Source organism: Microbulbifer sp. S227A (assembly GCF_049800935.1).
Genome location: NZ_JBNAFZ010000001.1, coordinates 246096 through 262067, shown reverse-complemented (window position 1 = coordinate 262067; position 15972 = coordinate 246096). Strand labels below are relative to the sequence as shown.

The 15972-nt window shown below is 63.3% G+C and carries 17 protein-coding genes and 1 tRNA gene; 6 read left to right on the top strand and 12 right to left on the bottom strand.

The features are described from left to right. Nucleotides 1-18 precede the first annotated feature (18 nt). The gene (locus ACP15R_RS01275) at nt 19-681 is read right to left on the bottom strand and encodes a DsbA family oxidoreductase (protein WP_424984553.1); all 663 of its coding nucleotides are present in this window, start codon (nt 679-681) and stop codon (nt 19-21) included. Further along, nucleotides 678-2195 carry a class I adenylate-forming enzyme family protein gene (locus ACP15R_RS01270; protein WP_424984552.1) on the bottom strand — a complete coding sequence of 506 codons (1518 nt, stop codon included), beginning with the start codon at nt 2193-2195 and terminating at the stop codon, nt 678-680. Before ACP15R_RS01270 ends, ACP15R_RS01275 begins: the two co-directional genes overlap by 4 nt. 64 nt (nt 2196-2259) lie before the next feature. Here ACP15R_RS01270 and ACP15R_RS01265 point away from each other — a divergent pair, with 64 nt between their 5' ends. After that, the gene (locus tag ACP15R_RS01265) at nt 2260-2883 is read left to right on the top strand and encodes a helix-turn-helix domain-containing protein (RefSeq protein WP_424984551.1); all 624 of its coding nucleotides are present in this window, start codon (nt 2260-2262) and stop codon (nt 2881-2883) included. Nucleotides 2884-2916: 33 nt separating this feature from the next. On the opposite strand, the gene ACP15R_RS01260 is transcribed toward ACP15R_RS01265, so the two are convergent. Together ACP15R_RS01260 and ACP15R_RS01255 are read right to left on the bottom strand one after the other, a co-directional pair. Continuing rightward, a complete protein-coding gene (locus ACP15R_RS01260; protein WP_424984550.1) occupies nt 2917-3153 on the bottom strand; it encodes a hypothetical protein in 237 nt (78 codons plus the stop codon). Between the two features lie 228 nt (nt 3154-3381). Beyond that, complete coding sequence (locus ACP15R_RS01255) at nt 3382-5097, bottom strand: extracellular solute-binding protein (protein ID WP_424984549.1); 1716 nt, start codon at nt 5095-5097, stop codon at nt 3382-3384. A 429-nt stretch (nt 5098-5526) separates the two neighbouring features. On the opposite strand from ACP15R_RS01255, the gene ACP15R_RS01250 reads away from it, so the two are divergent. Together ACP15R_RS01250 and ACP15R_RS01245 are read left to right on the top strand one after the other, a co-directional pair. Next, nucleotides 5527-6300, top strand: a complete 774-nt coding sequence (locus ACP15R_RS01250) for a 3-hydroxybutyrate dehydrogenase (protein ID WP_424984548.1) — start codon at nt 5527-5529, stop codon at nt 6298-6300. A gap of 93 nt (nt 6301-6393) precedes the next feature. Continuing rightward, nucleotides 6394-7428: a patatin-like phospholipase family protein gene (locus ACP15R_RS01245; protein WP_424984547.1), complete on the top strand. Its 1035-nt coding sequence runs from the start codon at nt 6394-6396 to the stop codon at nt 7426-7428. Between the two features lie 5 nt (nt 7429-7433). Here ACP15R_RS01245 and ACP15R_RS01240 read toward each other — a convergent pair whose 3' ends face one another. From ACP15R_RS01240 to ACP15R_RS01210, 7 genes are all read right to left on the bottom strand, one after another. Continuing rightward, entirely contained in the window at nt 7434-8135 is a 702-nt protein-coding gene (locus ACP15R_RS01240; RefSeq protein ID WP_424984546.1) for a DUF502 domain-containing protein, read from the bottom strand. Nucleotides 8136-8204: 69 nt separating this feature from the next. Beyond that, nucleotides 8205-9128, bottom strand: coding sequence for a pseudouridine-5'-phosphate glycosidase (locus ACP15R_RS01235; protein WP_424984545.1), 924 nt, complete (start codon nt 9126-9128; stop codon nt 8205-8207). After that, a complete protein-coding gene (locus ACP15R_RS01230; protein WP_424984544.1) occupies nt 9125-10021 on the bottom strand; it encodes a PfkB family carbohydrate kinase in 897 nt (298 codons plus the stop codon). Before ACP15R_RS01230 ends, ACP15R_RS01235 begins: the two co-directional genes overlap by 4 nt. A gap of 74 nt (nt 10022-10095) precedes the next feature. Continuing rightward, nucleotides 10096-10725, bottom strand: coding sequence for a thiamine phosphate synthase (locus tag ACP15R_RS01225; protein ID WP_424984543.1), 630 nt, complete (start codon nt 10723-10725; stop codon nt 10096-10098). 201 nt (nt 10726-10926) lie between these two features. Next, a tRNA-Thr gene (locus ACP15R_RS01220) sits at nt 10927-11002 on the bottom strand. A gap of 183 nt (nt 11003-11185) precedes the next feature. Further along, nucleotides 11186-11968, bottom strand: a complete 783-nt coding sequence (locus ACP15R_RS01215) for a Bax inhibitor-1/YccA family protein (protein WP_424984542.1) — start codon at nt 11966-11968, stop codon at nt 11186-11188. A 171-nt stretch (nt 11969-12139) separates the two neighbouring features. Continuing rightward, complete coding sequence (locus tag ACP15R_RS01210; RefSeq protein WP_424984541.1) at nt 12140-12349, bottom strand: DUF1127 domain-containing protein; 210 nt, start codon at nt 12347-12349, stop codon at nt 12140-12142. Nucleotides 12350-12471: 122 nt separating this feature from the next. On the opposite strand from ACP15R_RS01210, the gene ACP15R_RS01205 reads away from it, so the two are divergent. Then, a complete protein-coding gene (locus tag ACP15R_RS01205; RefSeq protein WP_424984540.1) occupies nt 12472-13353 on the top strand; it encodes a LysR family transcriptional regulator in 882 nt (293 codons plus the stop codon). Here ACP15R_RS01205 and ACP15R_RS01200 read toward each other — a convergent pair. Further along, nucleotides 13350-14315: an NADPH:quinone oxidoreductase family protein gene (locus tag ACP15R_RS01200; protein WP_424984539.1), complete on the bottom strand. Its 966-nt coding sequence runs from the start codon at nt 14313-14315 to the stop codon at nt 13350-13352. The two genes, ACP15R_RS01205 and ACP15R_RS01200, sit on opposite strands and share 4 nt — an antisense overlap. Before the next feature lie 339 nt (nt 14316-14654). Between ACP15R_RS01200 and ACP15R_RS01195 the strand changes: the two genes are divergently transcribed. After that, nucleotides 14655-15026, top strand: a complete 372-nt coding sequence (locus tag ACP15R_RS01195; protein ID WP_424984538.1) for a helix-turn-helix domain-containing protein — start codon at nt 14655-14657, stop codon at nt 15024-15026. Between the two features lie 51 nt (nt 15027-15077). Then, complete coding sequence (gene hisN, locus ACP15R_RS01190; RefSeq protein WP_424984537.1) at nt 15078-15875, top strand: histidinol-phosphatase; 798 nt, start codon at nt 15078-15080, stop codon at nt 15873-15875. Nucleotides 15876-15972: the final 97 nt, after the last annotated feature.

Genomic DNA, 15972 nt, shown 5'->3' with positions numbered 1-15972 from the left:
GAGGCGAACGCCGCGGGATCAGGATGCGGCGCTGGCCGTCAGTTGATCCATCAATTCGCCGATGACCTGCCGCCACAATTCCGGCGGCTGGGCGCCGGGCACCGCGTGTTTGCCCGCGACGATGAAGGTCGGCACCGAATTGACCCCCATCTCGCGGCTGTTGGCATCACGCTTGATGATGTCGTCGCGATCCGCATCCGAGCCCAGCAGGCGCAGCACCACAGAGGCATCCATGCCGATGCTATCGGCGATATCGGCGAGGGTTTCATGATCGCCGATATCGCGGCCATCGACGAAATAGGCCTGAAACAGCGCATCCACCGCGGGCAGCTGCTTGTGTTCGATCCCGGCCCAGTGGATGAGCCGGTGCGCATCCAGCGTGTTGGGCGTGCGGGTCATGGCTTCGAGATTGATGGTCAGGCCCGCCGCCTCGGCGCGTTCGACCACCGGGGCATAGGCGCGGGCGGCGCCTTCCTTGCCGCCGAACTTGGTTTCCAGATAGTCGCGCCGCCCCATGCCGCCAGCCGGCATGTCGGGGTTCAGCTGAAACGGGTGCCACTGGATCACAAAGGGATGATCGGGAACCGACGCCAGCGCCGCATCGAGATTGGCCTTGCCGATATAGCACCACGGGCAGATCGGATCGGAAAGAATGTCGAGCGAGATGGTCTGGTCGGTCATTTGGTCTGCGCCTTGTAATATGCTGGCAACGCACGGCGCAGCAGCTTGCCATTTGCGCTTGCCGGAAGCGCGGGCAGGTGAACATAGGCGCGCGGTTGCTTGTAGCGCGCCAGCTTGGTCTGGACATAAGACGCCAGCCCGGTTTCGTCCAGTGGCACGGGGCCGGTATAAAAGGCGACGATGACCCGGCTGTCCTGTTTCACCTCGATATCGGTGACGCCTACCTGCGTGATGCCGGGGTGGCCCGCCAGCGCCGCTTCGACCTCGAGCGGCGAGACACGGAAGCCACCGGCATTCATCATGTCGTCATTGCGCCCGAGATAGGTGATCTGGCCATCCCCGGCCATCGCGCCCAGATCCCCGGTCAGGAACCAGTCACCCTGCATCTTGGCGGCGCTCTCCTGCGGCGCGTTCAGATAGCCGAGCATCAGCCCGGGATCGGTGCGATGGATGGCGATCACCCCGTGCTCGCCCAGCGGCACCGGGCCCTGCGGACCAACGATTGCCACGCGCCGACCGGTTTGCGGTTGCCCAAGTGCCGCGCCCCGCGCCGGGTTGCCGGGGCTGGACGAGATGAAGGTCGAGCATTCGGACAGGCCATAAGCCTCGTAAAGCGCGCGGCCGGTGGCGCGGGTCCACGCCGCGCGCAGCTGTGGCGAGAGCTTTTCCCCGGCGCATAGCCCGTGGCGCAGGTCGGGCAGGTCCAGATGCCTGTCGTCTCCCAGGAATTTGCGGTAAACGCCCGGCGCGGCGGCAAAAATCGATGCCCGGTGTCTGCGCAACAGCCCCGGAAGCGCCTCCAACACGGTGCCGGGTTCCGGGATCAGCGCCGTTGCCCCCATGGTCCAGGGGTCCATCAGCCCGGTGCCCAGCGTGTAGGTCCAGTTGAACGCGCCCGCATGGCACAGCCGGTCTTCGGGAGTAAGCGCGTACCAGCCGTCCACCATCATCTGCCGCGCCCAGATCGCCCGATGCGCGTGGGCAACGGCGCGCGCCTTGCCCGAGGTGCCCGAGGTATAGACCACATAGGCGAGCCGGTTCGGATCGCCCATGTTCCAGTCACAGGGGGCATTGCCTCGCATTGCGCGCAGGGCCGCGAGGTCGATCTGGCGCGGATGGTCGGCGCAGGCCACCGCCGGATCGCGCAACACCGCCGCGGGCGACAGTTCGGCGATGATCCGGGCGGTTTCCGGCTCGGTCAGCTGCGACGACGTGGGCACCGGCACCATCCCGGCGGCAATCGCGCCGAGATAGGCGATCGGGAAATCCACCGTATTGCCCAGCCGCATCAACAGGATGTCCCCCGGCGCCAGCCCGGCCCGCAGCAGCCCGGTTCCGGTACCCCGCACGGCGGCTTCAAGCCGGGAATAGGTCCAGTCACACGAGGTGTCGGCTCCGAGAACCGACAGGGCAATCTTGTCCGGGTCCGATCCGGCGCGACCCAGGACATGGGCGGCCAGGTTAAAGGGGGCGGGGCAGGGCGGCGGTGGCCCGTTGTCAAATATCGACGGCATGGTTCGTGGCTAGCCCGGCCCGTGGGACGTTGCAAGCCGCGCCCGCCCCCCATATAGAACCGCAATGACACCGCGCGATCCCAAATCCCTCATCCGTGTTGCCCGTAGTGCGGGCGAGGACACCGTAGCCGAGCCGCTGGACCTCGGGATGCGGGTGCGCGATCTGCGCAAGGCGCAGGGCTGGACCCTGGAACAGGCGGCCCAGCAGGCCGGGCTGGCGCGGTCGACGCTGTCCAAGATCGAGAATGGCCAGATGTCACCGACATATGACGCGCTCAAAAAGCTCGCCGTGGGGCTGCGCATCTCGGTGCCGCAACTGTTCACGACGCCGCGAAACGGGCAGGTCAATGGCCGGATGGCGGTGACCCGGACCGGCGAGGGGGCGGAACATGCCACCGCAACCTATGAGCACGAATTGCTTGCCGAGACGCTGACAAAGAAACAGATGCTGCCTTATCGCGCCCGTGTCCGCGCCCGCTCGATGGAGGAATTCGACGGCTGGGTGCGCCACGATGGCGAGGAATTCCTGTATGTTCTGACCGGCGTGGTACAGCTCTATACGGAATTCTATGAACCTGTCGAAATGCGCCGTGGCGACAGCGCCTATTATGACGCCGCGATGGGCCATAATGTCGTTTCGGTCAGCGAAGATGACGCGACGATCCTGTGGGTGACGTCGCTGACCTGAGCCGCCTTTCGGTTCCGGACGTTGCGCGCGCAGTCAGGCGGCCTCGTGATCGTCGTTGTTTTCAAGGATCAGGGATTCGACAAACAGGAAATCATCGATTTCTTCCTGCGCCTCGGTCAGGGACAGGTTGTGGGTTTCGGCCAGATAGGCTTCAAAACCGCCCCGGTCGACCTTGGAAAATGGCATGGCTCCGTCATCCAGATTAGGAAAGCGGGTTTGCAGCCTGCGATACCAAACCGCCCAGTTTGCGGTCATGTCTGTCCAAGTCATGTGCGTTTCCCCTTCGGCAAGTCATTGCCTCCCCGATTTCAGAGTAGCGAGGCTTGAAAACAGAGGAACGTGGCGATCTGTCGCACGGTTGTTACAATGGTTAACAGTCGCGGGATGGTGGCCCGATTGACCACATGGGCGGGGGCTGGACCCTCGTATCAGGGGGGATCAGGCTTGCTTCGCCCGAAGGCAAGAAACGGGCCTTGGTGGCCGCGCCAGCGCGCGGCGTCAATTGTCTTCGTACCACCAGACATCGGGCAGAAACTCGGTCCGGTCGCCATAGATCGGCAGGGTCTCGGGATAGTGCAGCTGGCGGGCATGGGCGATGCGCCCCACGTCATATTGCCAGATCGGGATCACGTAGCGCCCGCTGGTCAGCACCCGGTCAAGCGCCCGCACGGCGGCGGTGAATTCCTGGCGCGACTCGGTCGCGAGCATCCGGTCGATCAACCCGTCCACGGCAGGCGAGGCGACCCCCATGAGGTTGCGTGAACCCGGCATTTCCACGCCCTCGCTGCCCCAGTAGAGCTTTTGTTCATTGCCCGGCGACAGCGAGAGTTCGCGCCGGAAGGGGGTCATGTCGAAATCATACTGGTCGATCCGGGCGGCATATTGCGCGTCGTCAACGGTGCTGATCCTGGCGTGGATGCCCAGCCGGGCAAGGGCACGGCTGTAGATCTCGATCACGGTCTGGTTGCCGCCATCCCCCTGGCGCAGCAGAACGTCAAAGGAAAATGGCTGGCCCTGGGCGTTGCGCAGTTCGCCATCCTGCACGGTCCAGCCTGCCTCGGCCAGCAAGGCGACCGCCCGGCGCAGGTTGCCGCGATTGCGCGCGGTGCCGTCGCTGACCGGCAGGGCATAGCCTTCGAGCGCGCCGGGCAGCAAGTCATCGGCATAGGGTTGCAACAGGTCGCGCACCTTGCCGGTGGCCGGGCCGGGCCGCATCGCAAGTTCGGAGCTTGAAAAATAGGACGAGATGCGCGGCTGCGCGCCGCCAGTCACCGTATCGTTGATATATTCGAAATTGAACGCCAGCAGCATCGCCTCGCGCACCCGCCAGTCATCAAAGGGCGCGCGCCGTGTGTTCATGACAAAGCCGGTCATCCCCGAGGGGCGTTGATGCGGGATTTCCGATTTGATGACATCGCCGCGCAGAACCGCGGGAAAACCGTATTGGGTTTCCCATTTTTCGGCGTTGAACTCGCGCAGGGCAGTCAGCTCGCCGGCCTTGAATGCTTCAAACAGCACGGTCTGGTCGCCGTAGAACTCGATCCGCAATTCGTCGAAATTCTGCGTGCCGCGGCGAAACGGCAGATCCTTGCCCCAGTAGTCGGGGTTGCGCCGCAGGGTCACGTTGCGGCCCGGCTCGAAATCGCTGACCACATAGGCACCGGTCCCGATCGGGATGGTGTCAAGGCCAGAGGCGGTAAAGTCGCGATCCTGCCACTGGGCCTTTTTCAGGATCGGACGCAGCCCGGCAATCAGTGCAAGTTCGCGATCATCGGTGTTGAAGCTGATCCGGACACTGCGTGCGCCGGTCTGGACAATGCTATCGATCTGGCTGGCGAAACCGCGATAGCGCAGGTGCCCCTGTGCGCCGAGTGTTTCGTAGGACCAGATCACATCTTCGATCGTGACCGGGCTGCCATCGGAAAACCGCGCCTCGGGGCGCAGGGTGAATTCGACCCAGGAGCGGTCCGGCGCGGTGCGAATCGATTCGGCCAGCAACCCGTAAAGCGTGAACGGTTCGTCCCAGGAGCGCCCCATCAGGGATTCGTATCCCCAGAAGCGCAATTGCCACGGTGCTGTGCCTTTTTGGACAAAGGGGTTGAGTGAATCAAAACCACCGGTATTGCCGAACACGATCCGCCCGCCCTTGGGGGCGTCGGGATTGGCGTAGGGCAGGGACACAAAATCGGGTGGTAGCGCCGGAGAGCCATACATAGCTATGCCATGCGGTGATTCCGCCGCTGCGCCAAAGGCAGCGAGGTGGGCGGCGAATCCGGTGACGACCGCGCATGCGCGGGGAAAAAAAACTAGTCGCACTTTGGCAACAATCCTGCTCTGGCCTTGTTTTGCTTGGCCACAGGATATCCGGGGATACATGTCTTTTCAAACTTTTAGCTTGGACGTCGGCCGGGAATTGCGTATAACAACATCACTGCTCGATAGGTTTCTTGCCTGTATGAAACCTGCCTCAATAACTCAACGCCCGCCTCGCGCGGGCGTTTTTTTGTGATGTGCGCCTGCTTCGCGGTTGTGCCGTAACTTGGTTAATAATTGGTAACCGGCGCGGCGCGATGTTTACCGTTTTCTTTGCAGGTGCAGCATGTCATTTTGCCAGGCATCAACCAACCAAGCAGGGGAACTGTCATGTCGCTGAAGGGGAAGACCGCAATCATCACCGGATCGAATTCGGGGATCGGGCTGGGAGTAGCGTGGGAACTGGCGCGGGCGGGGGCGAATGTCGTGCTGAATTCGTTCACCGACCGCGACGAGGATCACGCGCTGGCCGCGCAGATGGCCGAGGAGACAGGTGTCGAGGCGCGCTATATCAAGGCCGATATGTCCAACGGCGACGAATGCCGCGCCCTGATCGAACAGGCCGGTGTCTGCGATATCCTGGTGAACAATGCGGGCATCCAGCATGTCGCGCCGATCGACGAATTCCCGGTCGACAAATGGAATGCGATCATCGCCATCAACATGAACTCGGCCTTTCACACCACCGCGGCCGCGCTTCCGCTGATGCGCAAGGCGGGATGGGGCCGGGTGGTCAATATCGCGAGCGCGCACGGTCTGACCGCCAGCCCGTTCAAGGCGGCCTATGTGGCGGCCAAGCATGGGGTCGTGGGCATGACCAAGACGGTGGCGCTCGAAACCGCGCGCGAGCCGATCACCGCAAACGCGGTTTGTCCCGGTTATGTGCTGACGCCGCTGGTGGAGGCGCAGATTCCCGACACCATGCAGGAATACGGCATGGGGCGCGAAGAGGTGATCGAGAAGGTCATGCTCGAACGGCAGCCATCCAAGGAATTTGCCACGGTTGAGCAGCTGGGCGGGACGGTGGTGTTCCTGTGCTCGGACGCGGCGGAGCAGATCACCGGCACCACGATCAGCGTGGATGGTGGTTGGACCGCGCTATAGACTCGGGTTGGGAGGAGGCCAGCCCCCTCCGGTGAAAATCGGGATTTTCACCGTTCACCCCCGGAGTATTTTTCCAAAGCTGAAGGACAGAACGTGGCAGCGAAGAAGCGGATAAACCTTGCCTTGCAGGGCGGCGGCGCACATGGGGCGTTTACGTGGGGTGTGCTTGACCGGATACTTGAAGACGATGACATCGAGATCGCCGGAATTTCGGGAACCTCCGCCGGGGCATTGAACGGGGCCGCGCTCAAGGCGGGGATGGTGACCGGCGGGCGCGAAGGGGCGCGCGCCAAGCTGGACTGGCTATGGTCGCAGGTCACCGGTCAGCAGGATGCGCGCCTGGTGGACTGGATGCGCGGGCTGGACATGGGGCAGGTGGCGCAGGCGTTGGAGTATTCGCCGGGTTTCGCGGCGCTGGACATGTGGTCGCGGATCGTTTCGCCCTATAGCTATGGGCCGTTCTATCGCAATCCGCTGACACCGATTGTCGATGCGTTTGACTATGGTCACGTTTGTGCCGATGCGGGGCCGGACCTGTTCATTTGCGCGACGCGAGTGCGGACCGGCAAAATCCGGGTGTTTTCCGGCGATGACATCACCACGGATGCCATCCTGGCGTCGGCCTGTCTGCCCACGGTGTTCCAGGCGGTGGAGATCGACGACCCGCAGACCGGGCGGCGCGAGGCCTATTGGGATGGGGGGTACACGGGGAACCCGGCGCTGTACCCGTTGTTTGCCCGGCATTTGCCCGCCGATATCGTGATCATCAACATCAATCCGCTGGAACGTGATTCACTGCCGGTGACCAGCCAGCAGATCCAGAACCGGATCAACGAGATCAGTTTCAATTCGTCGCTGCTGCGGGAATTGCGCGCGATCGCCTTTGTTCAGCGGCTGTTGAACGAGGGGATGTTGACGACCGAGGACAAGGCGCCGGTGCTGGTGCACATGATCGCGGATGACGCGTTGATGAACGAGTTGTCGGTGGCGACCAAGCTGGTGCCCAGCGTGTATTTCATCGAGAAACTCAAGGCGGCGGGGCGCGCGGCGGCGGAGAATTTCCTGGCGGCGCACAAGGGGTCGCTGAATACTGCCAGCACCGTCGATCTTGCCGGCACCTACGGCTGAGCTGATCAGGTTTTTCCGGCGTTGCTGGCGTCTGGGGGGCGGGTCGGATCCTTGCCGTTGGGATAGACAAGGCCGGCGGAGATCACCAGTTTGGCGGCTTCTTCCACGGACATGTCGAGTTCGATCACGTCTTCCTTGGGCAGGAACAGCAGGAATCCCGAGGTCGGGTTTGGCGTGGTCGGCAGGAACACGCTGATCAGTTGTCCGGTGGTTTCGGCCCGCCGGGCAACTTCGCCCTTTGCGGTGGTGGAAATGAACCCGATGGCCCAGATATCCTTGCGGGGATACTGGATCAGGCAGGCTTGTTCGAAGGAGCGTTCGGATTGCGCAAAGACGGTTTCCGAGATCTGCTTGATGCCGGAATAGATCGAGCGCACCACGGGCATCCGGTCGACGATGCTCTCGGCCCAGCGGATCAGCGAGCGGCCGATCAGGCCCTTGCCGATCCAGCCGATGACAATCGTGAAGACGAGAAAGATGATGACGCCGACACCGCGCAGATTGATGCCGATATATTGTTCGGGGCGCAGCTGGTGTGGCACGAGCGGCAGCACGAAGCCGTCGATCCAGCCGATCACCGTCCAGATCAGCCAGATGGTCAGCCCCACCGGCGCGATCACCACCAGCCCGGTCAGGAAAGACGAACGCAACCTTGCAAAAAGGCTGGGTTTGCGCGGGGCAGGGTTTTCATCGAATGGGGTGGTCATATGTGTTCCGCCGGTTCCGACGCGCAATCTATGTATTCGTGATGCGGGCTACAATAGCCGCCTGTGACGTCAGCCGGTGCCGGTGCGGATGGTGCCCATGGATTGGGCGATCCGCGCGGCAAGGCGGGCGTTGTTGCGCACCAGGGCGATATTCGCGGTGAGCGAGCGGCCCTGGGTCTGCTCATAGATCCGTTGCAACAGGTATGGGGTCACGGCCTTGCCGACGATGCGGTGGCGGGCGGCATCGGCCTGGGCCGAGACGATGATCGGGGCCAGTTCCTCGGCCGGGATCTCGGCGTTTGCGGGAATCGGGTTGGCGACCAGCTGGCCGCCGGGAATGTCCAGGTCGCGCCGCATGACATGGGCGCGGGCGATCGCGTCGGCCTCGTCCATCCGCAGGGGCGCGTCAAAGGGCGAACGCGCCGACCAGAAGGCGGGAAAGGCATCCTGGCCGACCGCGATCACCGGCACACCAAGGGTTTCGAGAACTTCGAGCGTCTTGCTGATGTCGAGAATGGCCTTGGCCCCGGCGGCGACAACCGTGACCGGCGTCTGTGCAAGCTCTTGCAGGTCGGCGGAAATATCGAAACTGGCCTCGGCGCCGCGATGCACGCCGCCGATACCGCCGGTGGCAAAGACCTCGATCCCGGCGAGCCGGGCGGCGATCATGGTTGCGGCCACCGTCGTGGCACCGGTGCCGCCCGTGGCAAGGCAGGCGGCAAAATCCGCGCGCGACAGCTTGGCAACCCCGCGGGCCTGGCCCAGCCCGTCGAGCTGTTTCGGTTCCAGCCCCACATGCAGGCGCCCTTCGATCACGGCGATGGTTGCCGGTGTCGCTCCGCCGTCGCGAATGTCCTGTTCGACCTGCCGGGCCACCTCGACATTCTGCGGATGTGGCATGCCGTGGGTGATGATCGTGCTCTCCAGGGCGACAACCGGGCGATTCTGCTGGCGGGCGCTCTGGACTTCGGCGGATAGGATGGGGTCGATCACAGGGGCGTTTCTCCTGAAACATAGGTGGCGGCGGCGTGCAGTGCCCGGCTGAGCGCGGTCTCACGATCCGCGCCGGACGCTTCGGCGGCGATATGTGCGGCCATGAATGTATCGCCCGCGCCGGTGACACGGGTCACCAGAACTTCGGGCGGGGTCTGGCAGATGATGTCATCCGCGTCTGCTTCGGTGGCAGAATTTCCGCCGTCAGTCACCAGAACCTTGAGCGCCCCCCGCGACAACAGGCCGATGGCGGCATCGCGCGAGGTCTTGAATTCGGTCTGGCACAACAGCCCGGCCTCTTCGAGATTGACATAGAGCGTGGCCCGGCGGTGGTTCAGAAAGGGCAGCAACCGTTCCGCCTTGCCCGGCGAGGCCGGGGCGACGCGCAGATCGGCGTCGGCAAAGGCGGGGCTTTGCGCGATCTTTTCCAGCAGCGAATGGGTCAGGTTGCCGTCCAGCGCCACGTGCCCCTGATAGGGGGCGGTTTCGGTCCCCAGGGTTCCGTTGACCAGGGGGCGCAGGATCTTGTCGCCCGCCGCCTCCAGCGAATGCGCGTCGGCAATGGCCGCGATCAGCCCGTTTGCGCCCTCAACCGCCATGTAACGGTCGGTGGGCAGGTCTTCGGAGCGATAGACATGTTCCGTGACCATGCCAAGTTCGGCGCAGGCGGCCACCAGCTCGTCGCCCTCTGGGTCGCGCCCGATGGCGGTGAGCAGGACCGGGCGCAGACCAAAGCGCGACAGCGTCATGGCGATGTTCATCGCAACGCCGCCGGGCAGGCGGGTGATGCGTCCGGGCACATCCGATCCGCGCCGCATGTGGCTGGCAGAGCGACCGATCACGTCCCAGAGGACGCTACCGATACACAGGACTGGGACAGTAGAAGCGTTCATGGCCCGACTTGTGCCGTCAAACCGACCGGGGTGCAAGCCGTTGCAAACGCGACGTCTGGGCCCGGTTACAGGATTCAACCGGCCTGGTCGATCGCCTGATACAGGGTCGCGAGCGCCGCCGCCGGATCATCCGTCGACCAGATTTCATCGCCGATACCAAAGAAATCCGTGACCGGCGCCAGGCCGCGCAGCAGTTCGGCGGTAAGGCCGCCCTCGGCGACCACCGGGACTTCGATCATCTCGGACCACCATTGAAACAGGTCGCGCCCGGCGATCGACCCATCCCCCAGAGCGGTGGCCCTGACCGGTCCAAAGCTGACGTAATCCGCCCCGGCTTCGCCCGCGGTCAGCCCGTCATGGCGCGAGGCGCCGCAAAAGCTGCCCACGATGGCATCCGGCCCAAGCGCCTTGCGCGCGGCGCGCACCGAACGGGCGGCGTCGGTGAGATGAACCCCGTCCAGCCCCAGCCGCTCGGCCAGAACGACGTGATCGTCAATCACCAGAGCCACGTCGCGGGCATGGGTGATTTCGCGCAGGCTGTCCGCCGCCCGCGCAACGCGATCCTCGTCCCGGCTGCTCTGGGTCAGACGGACACAGGCGATCTCGGTGCTATCCATGACCCGCGCCAGCGTCTCGGAAAACGCGAGAACCTCAAAGGCCGGCGGCGTCGAGAGATAGATCTGCGGCTTGTCGGGGCTGTCCATCGAAATCTTCCTTGCAGTGTTTCGCGGTGGTTTAGCGGATCAACGGGGGGAAGAAAATGTCATTACCGACTGCGCCCGCATGTTTGCCATCCACGGTCGCGGGGGGATTCGACCGGCGTTTCGGCGGGATGTGATCGGCCAGACGCCTTCGGAGCCATCCGGCTGGTCAGGGTCGGGCTCGGTGCCGGGCCGGGAGAGCGGTGGTGCCTCAAGAGGGACTCGAACCCCCGACCTTGTCCTTACGAAGGACCTGCTCTACCAGCTGAGCTATTGAGGCGGACCGAGGCAGCGTTTAAACGCAACCGCCGCCCCTTTCAAGCGCATTTCGATGCGAGCGGTACGGGATTTTTGCGGGAAACCGGCCGTGTCTTGGCGCGATTGACGGATAGCGCGGAATGAAAAAACTCCGCCGAACCTCTGTTCGGCGGAGCCTTGGTCTGTCACGGGCGTGTTGCCGTGTTTATTCCCGGTTGCCAAGCAGTTGCAGCAGGAACATGAACATGTTGATAAAGTCGAGATACAGGCTCAGAGCGCCCATGATCGCGGCTTTGCCCAGCCATTCGGTGTCGCCGGAATGCGCCATCTGAAGGTAGGTGTTCTTGATGTTCTGGGTGTCATAGGCAGTCAGGCCGGCAAAGATCAGCACGCCGAGGATCGAAATGGCAAAGGCCAGACCCGGCATCGGCCAGAAGATGTTAACGATCATGGCGACGACCAGGCCGATCACGCCCATGATCAGGAAGCTGCCCCAGCCGGAAATGTCCTTCTTGGTGGTGTAGCCCCAGAGCGACAGGCCGGCAAAGGCGATCGCGGTGATCAGGAACACCTGCATGATCGAATAGCCCGTGAACACCAGGAAGATCGAGCTGATCGAAACGCCCATGACGGCGGCGAACACGTAGAATACCGTCTGAGCCGTGGCGGCGGACATGCGGTTGATGCCGGCGTTGAAGCCGAACACAAAGGCGAGGGGGGCGAACATCACCACCCATTTCAACGGCGAGGTATAGAGCGCCACGCCAAGGCCGGTCAGGTACTTGTCGACGCCGATCTGGTATTCGGTCGGCACGCTGCTGACGGCAAGGCCGGACAGGGCCCAGGCGGCGGCAAATGTGATCAGCATGCCTACGGACATCGTGCCGTAGACCTTGTTCATATGCGCGCGCAGGCCTTCGTCGATCGCCGCACTGCGCACACCGGCGGCAGTCCGGCCTGTCATGTGACTCGTGTCGAATTCAGCCATTCAAGGTCTCCGTTCATATCAAAAGGGGCCGCCGGAACCGTCCGACAGCTTTCCGTTTGAATATCGTACCCGTGGCGGGGTTTTTCAAGTAAATCCGACGGAATTGATGCCCGAAATCCCGGTGTTTTTCCGGCAGACGGGGGGAATCCCGGCTGCCGGGCTGCGCCGGGCTCAGCCGTGCCAGTTTTCCGGCGCGTCCCAGATCGGCCGGCGGGCCTCGGCCCGGGCCTCGCGGCGGGTCACCCCGATATCGTCCAGCGCGGCGTCATCCAGCCGGGCCAGGGCACGGCGCTGCCGCCAAAGACCCAGGCGCCGGGACAGCCGGGTCATGAGGGCCGCGCGATCAGTCCGCGGGTGAGCGGGAACGGAAATATAAGCCATGGTCATGTCCTTTCAGTAGGGGCGATGGTTCGCGGTGGTTTGATCATTTGTGTTGATATATGCGGGGCTTTAGTTCATAATCAAAGCCAATATTTGTTGTCAAAACCATCAGGAACCGTGATATGAGAAATCTCGACATCACCACCCTGCGTTCATTCGTGGCGGTTGCCGATTCCGGCGGGGTCACGCGGGCCGCCGGATTTCTGAACCTGACCCAGTCCGCCGTTTCCATGCAGCTCAAGCGGTTGGAAGAACTGCTGGGGCTGGATTTGTTCGACCGCAGCGGGCGCAGCATTGCCCTGACCGCCTCGGGAGAACAGCTTCTGGCCTATGCGCGCCGCATGGTGGCGCTCAATGACGAGGTGATCACGCGGTTGACCGACCATGCCTATGAGGGCGAGATCGTGCTGGGGGTGCCACATGACATTGTCTATCCGGCAATCCCGCGCGTGTTGCAGCAGTTCAATACCAGCTTTCCCCGGGTCAAGGTCCAGTTGGTCACCGCCAACACCCGCGATCTCAAGGATCGGTTTGAACATGGTGAATGCGACATGATCCTGACCACCGAGCCCAAGGAAGTGCCCGGTGCCGAGGTTCTGGCGGCGGTGCCGCTGGTCTGGATCGGTGCGCCGGGCGGCGCGGCGTGGCGCAAGCGGCCCATCGAACTGGCGCAGGGGCGCAACTGTATCTTCCGGCCCATCGTACTCGAGGCGTTCGAAGCGGCGGGGATTGAATGGGACGTGGCGCTGGACAGTGACTCGGATCGCACCATCGAGGCAACCGTGGCCGCCGACCTGGCGGTGATGGCGATGCTGGACGGAACCCAGCCGCCCCATGTCGAGGTGATCAGCCATTGCGGCGCGCTGCCACCGTTGCCGTTGCATTTCATCAATTTCTACGGTGCCGGGCGCAGCGGCGGCGAGGTGTCCGAAACCCTTGCCGAATTGTTGCGCACGGCGTTTGCCGACCTGACGCCGCGCGCCCGGCTCAAGGCCGCGGTTTAATCCGCGGCGGGGTGGATGATGACCTTGCCGGTGGATTTCCGCGTGCGCAACAGGTCCATACCTTCGGCAACACGGGGCAGGGACAGCCGATGGCTGATATGCGGGTGCAACCTGCCCGCAGCGTGCCAACCGATCAGCTGTTCAAAGCTCGCCCGAACGAGATCGGGGCGGAACTTCATGTAGCCGCCGATGTAAAAGCCGAGCACCGACAGGTTCTTGACCAGCAGGTGGTTGGCCGGGATTTGCGGCACCTCGCCGCTGGCAAATCCGATGGGCAACAGCCGCCCCTCGGGGTTGCAGGCCCGGAACGCCGCCTTGAAGGCCGCGCCGCCAACCGCGTCATACACCACATCCGCGCCGCCAAGCTCGAGCACCCGCGCGCGCAGGTCCTCGGCATCGTCCACCAGGTGATCGGCCCCCGCCGCGCGGGCGACGTCCAGCTTGTCGGCACCCCGTGCATGGGCAATCACCGTCGCCCCCATCAGCTTGCCGATTTCAACCGCGGTCAGCCCGACGCCCCCGGCGGCCCCGGTGACCAGCAATGTTTCGCCCGGCTGCAGGCGCGCCCGGTGGTCCAGCGCCATGTGGCTGGTGCCATAGGCGATCTGCAGCGCGGCGGCGTCGTCAAAGCTCATGGCATCGGGAATCGGGATCGCGCGGGCGGCGTCGAAAACGCCGAATTCCGCCAGACCACCCTGACCAGAGAAGACGGCGACGCGATCACCCACCGATAGATTGTCAACCGAATCGCCCGTTTTCGTGACGATTCCCGACAATTCCATCCCAAGTGTGAACGGTGCGTCGGGAATATCCTGATAAGTTCCCTTTTGTGTCAGCAGGTCCGCAAAGTTCAATCCGCAGGCCATGATGCGGACCTGGATCTGGCCGGGCCCGGGATCGGGAACCGGAATTTCCACGAGTTCGGCTGCACCCCCTTTGGTTGCTATCTGGTAGGCGAGCATATCAAAATCCTTGTATTTGCGACGGTTTAAGGTGATTGTTGCAGACAAGTTAAACGTGTCGCGCAGGGAATTCGATAGCCGCCTTCGCGGTATGCCGCGCAACCGGCCAGTCGTATTGAACTGTTTCCATAGGGGCACAGATACAACCTGGGCCAGAGGGGATTTCCCGCTTACCGGGAGTCGCTTGCCTTGAATTCAACTCAAAAGCCCGTAGTATCTGCGGCGTGGAGTGGTTCGGGTCTGGCCAAGGCGGGTTTGCACAGGTTGACTGTGACAGCCGCGTTGGTTGAAACCAGCGGTCGCGCCTGAATGTTAATTAGTTTTGCAAAGGAGAAATGTATGACTCACCCTGTAGATGTGCATGTGGGTAAGCGCGTTCGTCACCGCCGATGGCTGATCGGCATGACGCAGCAGCAACTGGCCGAGCAGGTCGGGATCAAGTTTCAGCAGATCCAGAAATACGAGACCGGCGCCAACCGAGTCAGCGCCTCCCGCCTCTGGGATATCGCCGATGCGCTTGATGTGCCGGTAAGCTTTTTCTTCGAAGGTCTCGAGGATGCGGATCGGCCCGAAGGTGAGAAATCGATGGTTCCGACCGATCTGATGGGTGACAAAGAGGCGCTCGATCTCGTGCGTTCCTACTATGCGATCCCCGAGAACCAGCGCCGCCGGCTGTTCGAGCTGGCTCGTGTGCTGAGCGACGTCGCCTGATCCGGCGCGGATACGCTTGCATTTTCCGTGGAGGACTGGCAGTCGCCTGTCATGACCTCTGCGATACCAACAGATCTCGCCCTTGCGCATCTGCTTGCGGATGCGGCGCGCAGCGCGATCCTGCCCCACTTCCGGCAGGCCGGGCTGTTGGCGCAGAACAAGGAGGACGCGGGATTTGATCCGGTCACGGTTGCGGATCGCTCGGCCGAACAGGCCATGCGGGATTTGCTGACCGAACACCGGCCCCGGGACGGTATCTGGGGAGAAGAGTTCGGGCGCCAGAAGGGCACGTCCGGACGGGAGTGGGTGCTCGATCCGATCGACGGCACACGCGCCTTTATCAGCGGGACACCGACTTGGGGTGTTCTGATTGCCTTGTCGGACCAGAACGGTCCGACGCTTGGCATCATCGATCAACCCTATACAGGTGAACGGTTTGTCGGCGCGGCGGGTGTGGCCGAGCTGGTTGGTCCCATGGGCACCATGGCGATGGCCACCAAGGACACGCGCGATCTTGATCAGGCGATCCTGTTCACCACCTTTCCCGAGGTCGGCACGGCAATGGAACGCGCCGCGTTCGAGGCTGTGTCCGCGCGCGTCAAGCTGACCCGCTACGGGATGGATTGTTACGCCTATGGCCTGCTGGCCGCCGGGCAGATCGACCTGGTGATCGAAGCGGGGCTGAACGCCTATGACATCCAGGGGCCGATCGCGGTGATCCAGGCCGCCGGCGGCATCGTTACCGATTGGCGCGGCAACCCCGCGCATCTTGGCGGGCGCGTGATCGCGGCGGCCAATCCGGACATTCACGCCGCCGCGCTTGGAGTGCTGGCCGCCGCCGAGGCTTGAGCCACGGGGCAAACGGCGCTACAAGAGGCGCGCGCCAAGTCCTTTGCCCGTTTTCTGTTGGCGCATGTTCACACTTCTCATCCGAACCGGGCCAGAC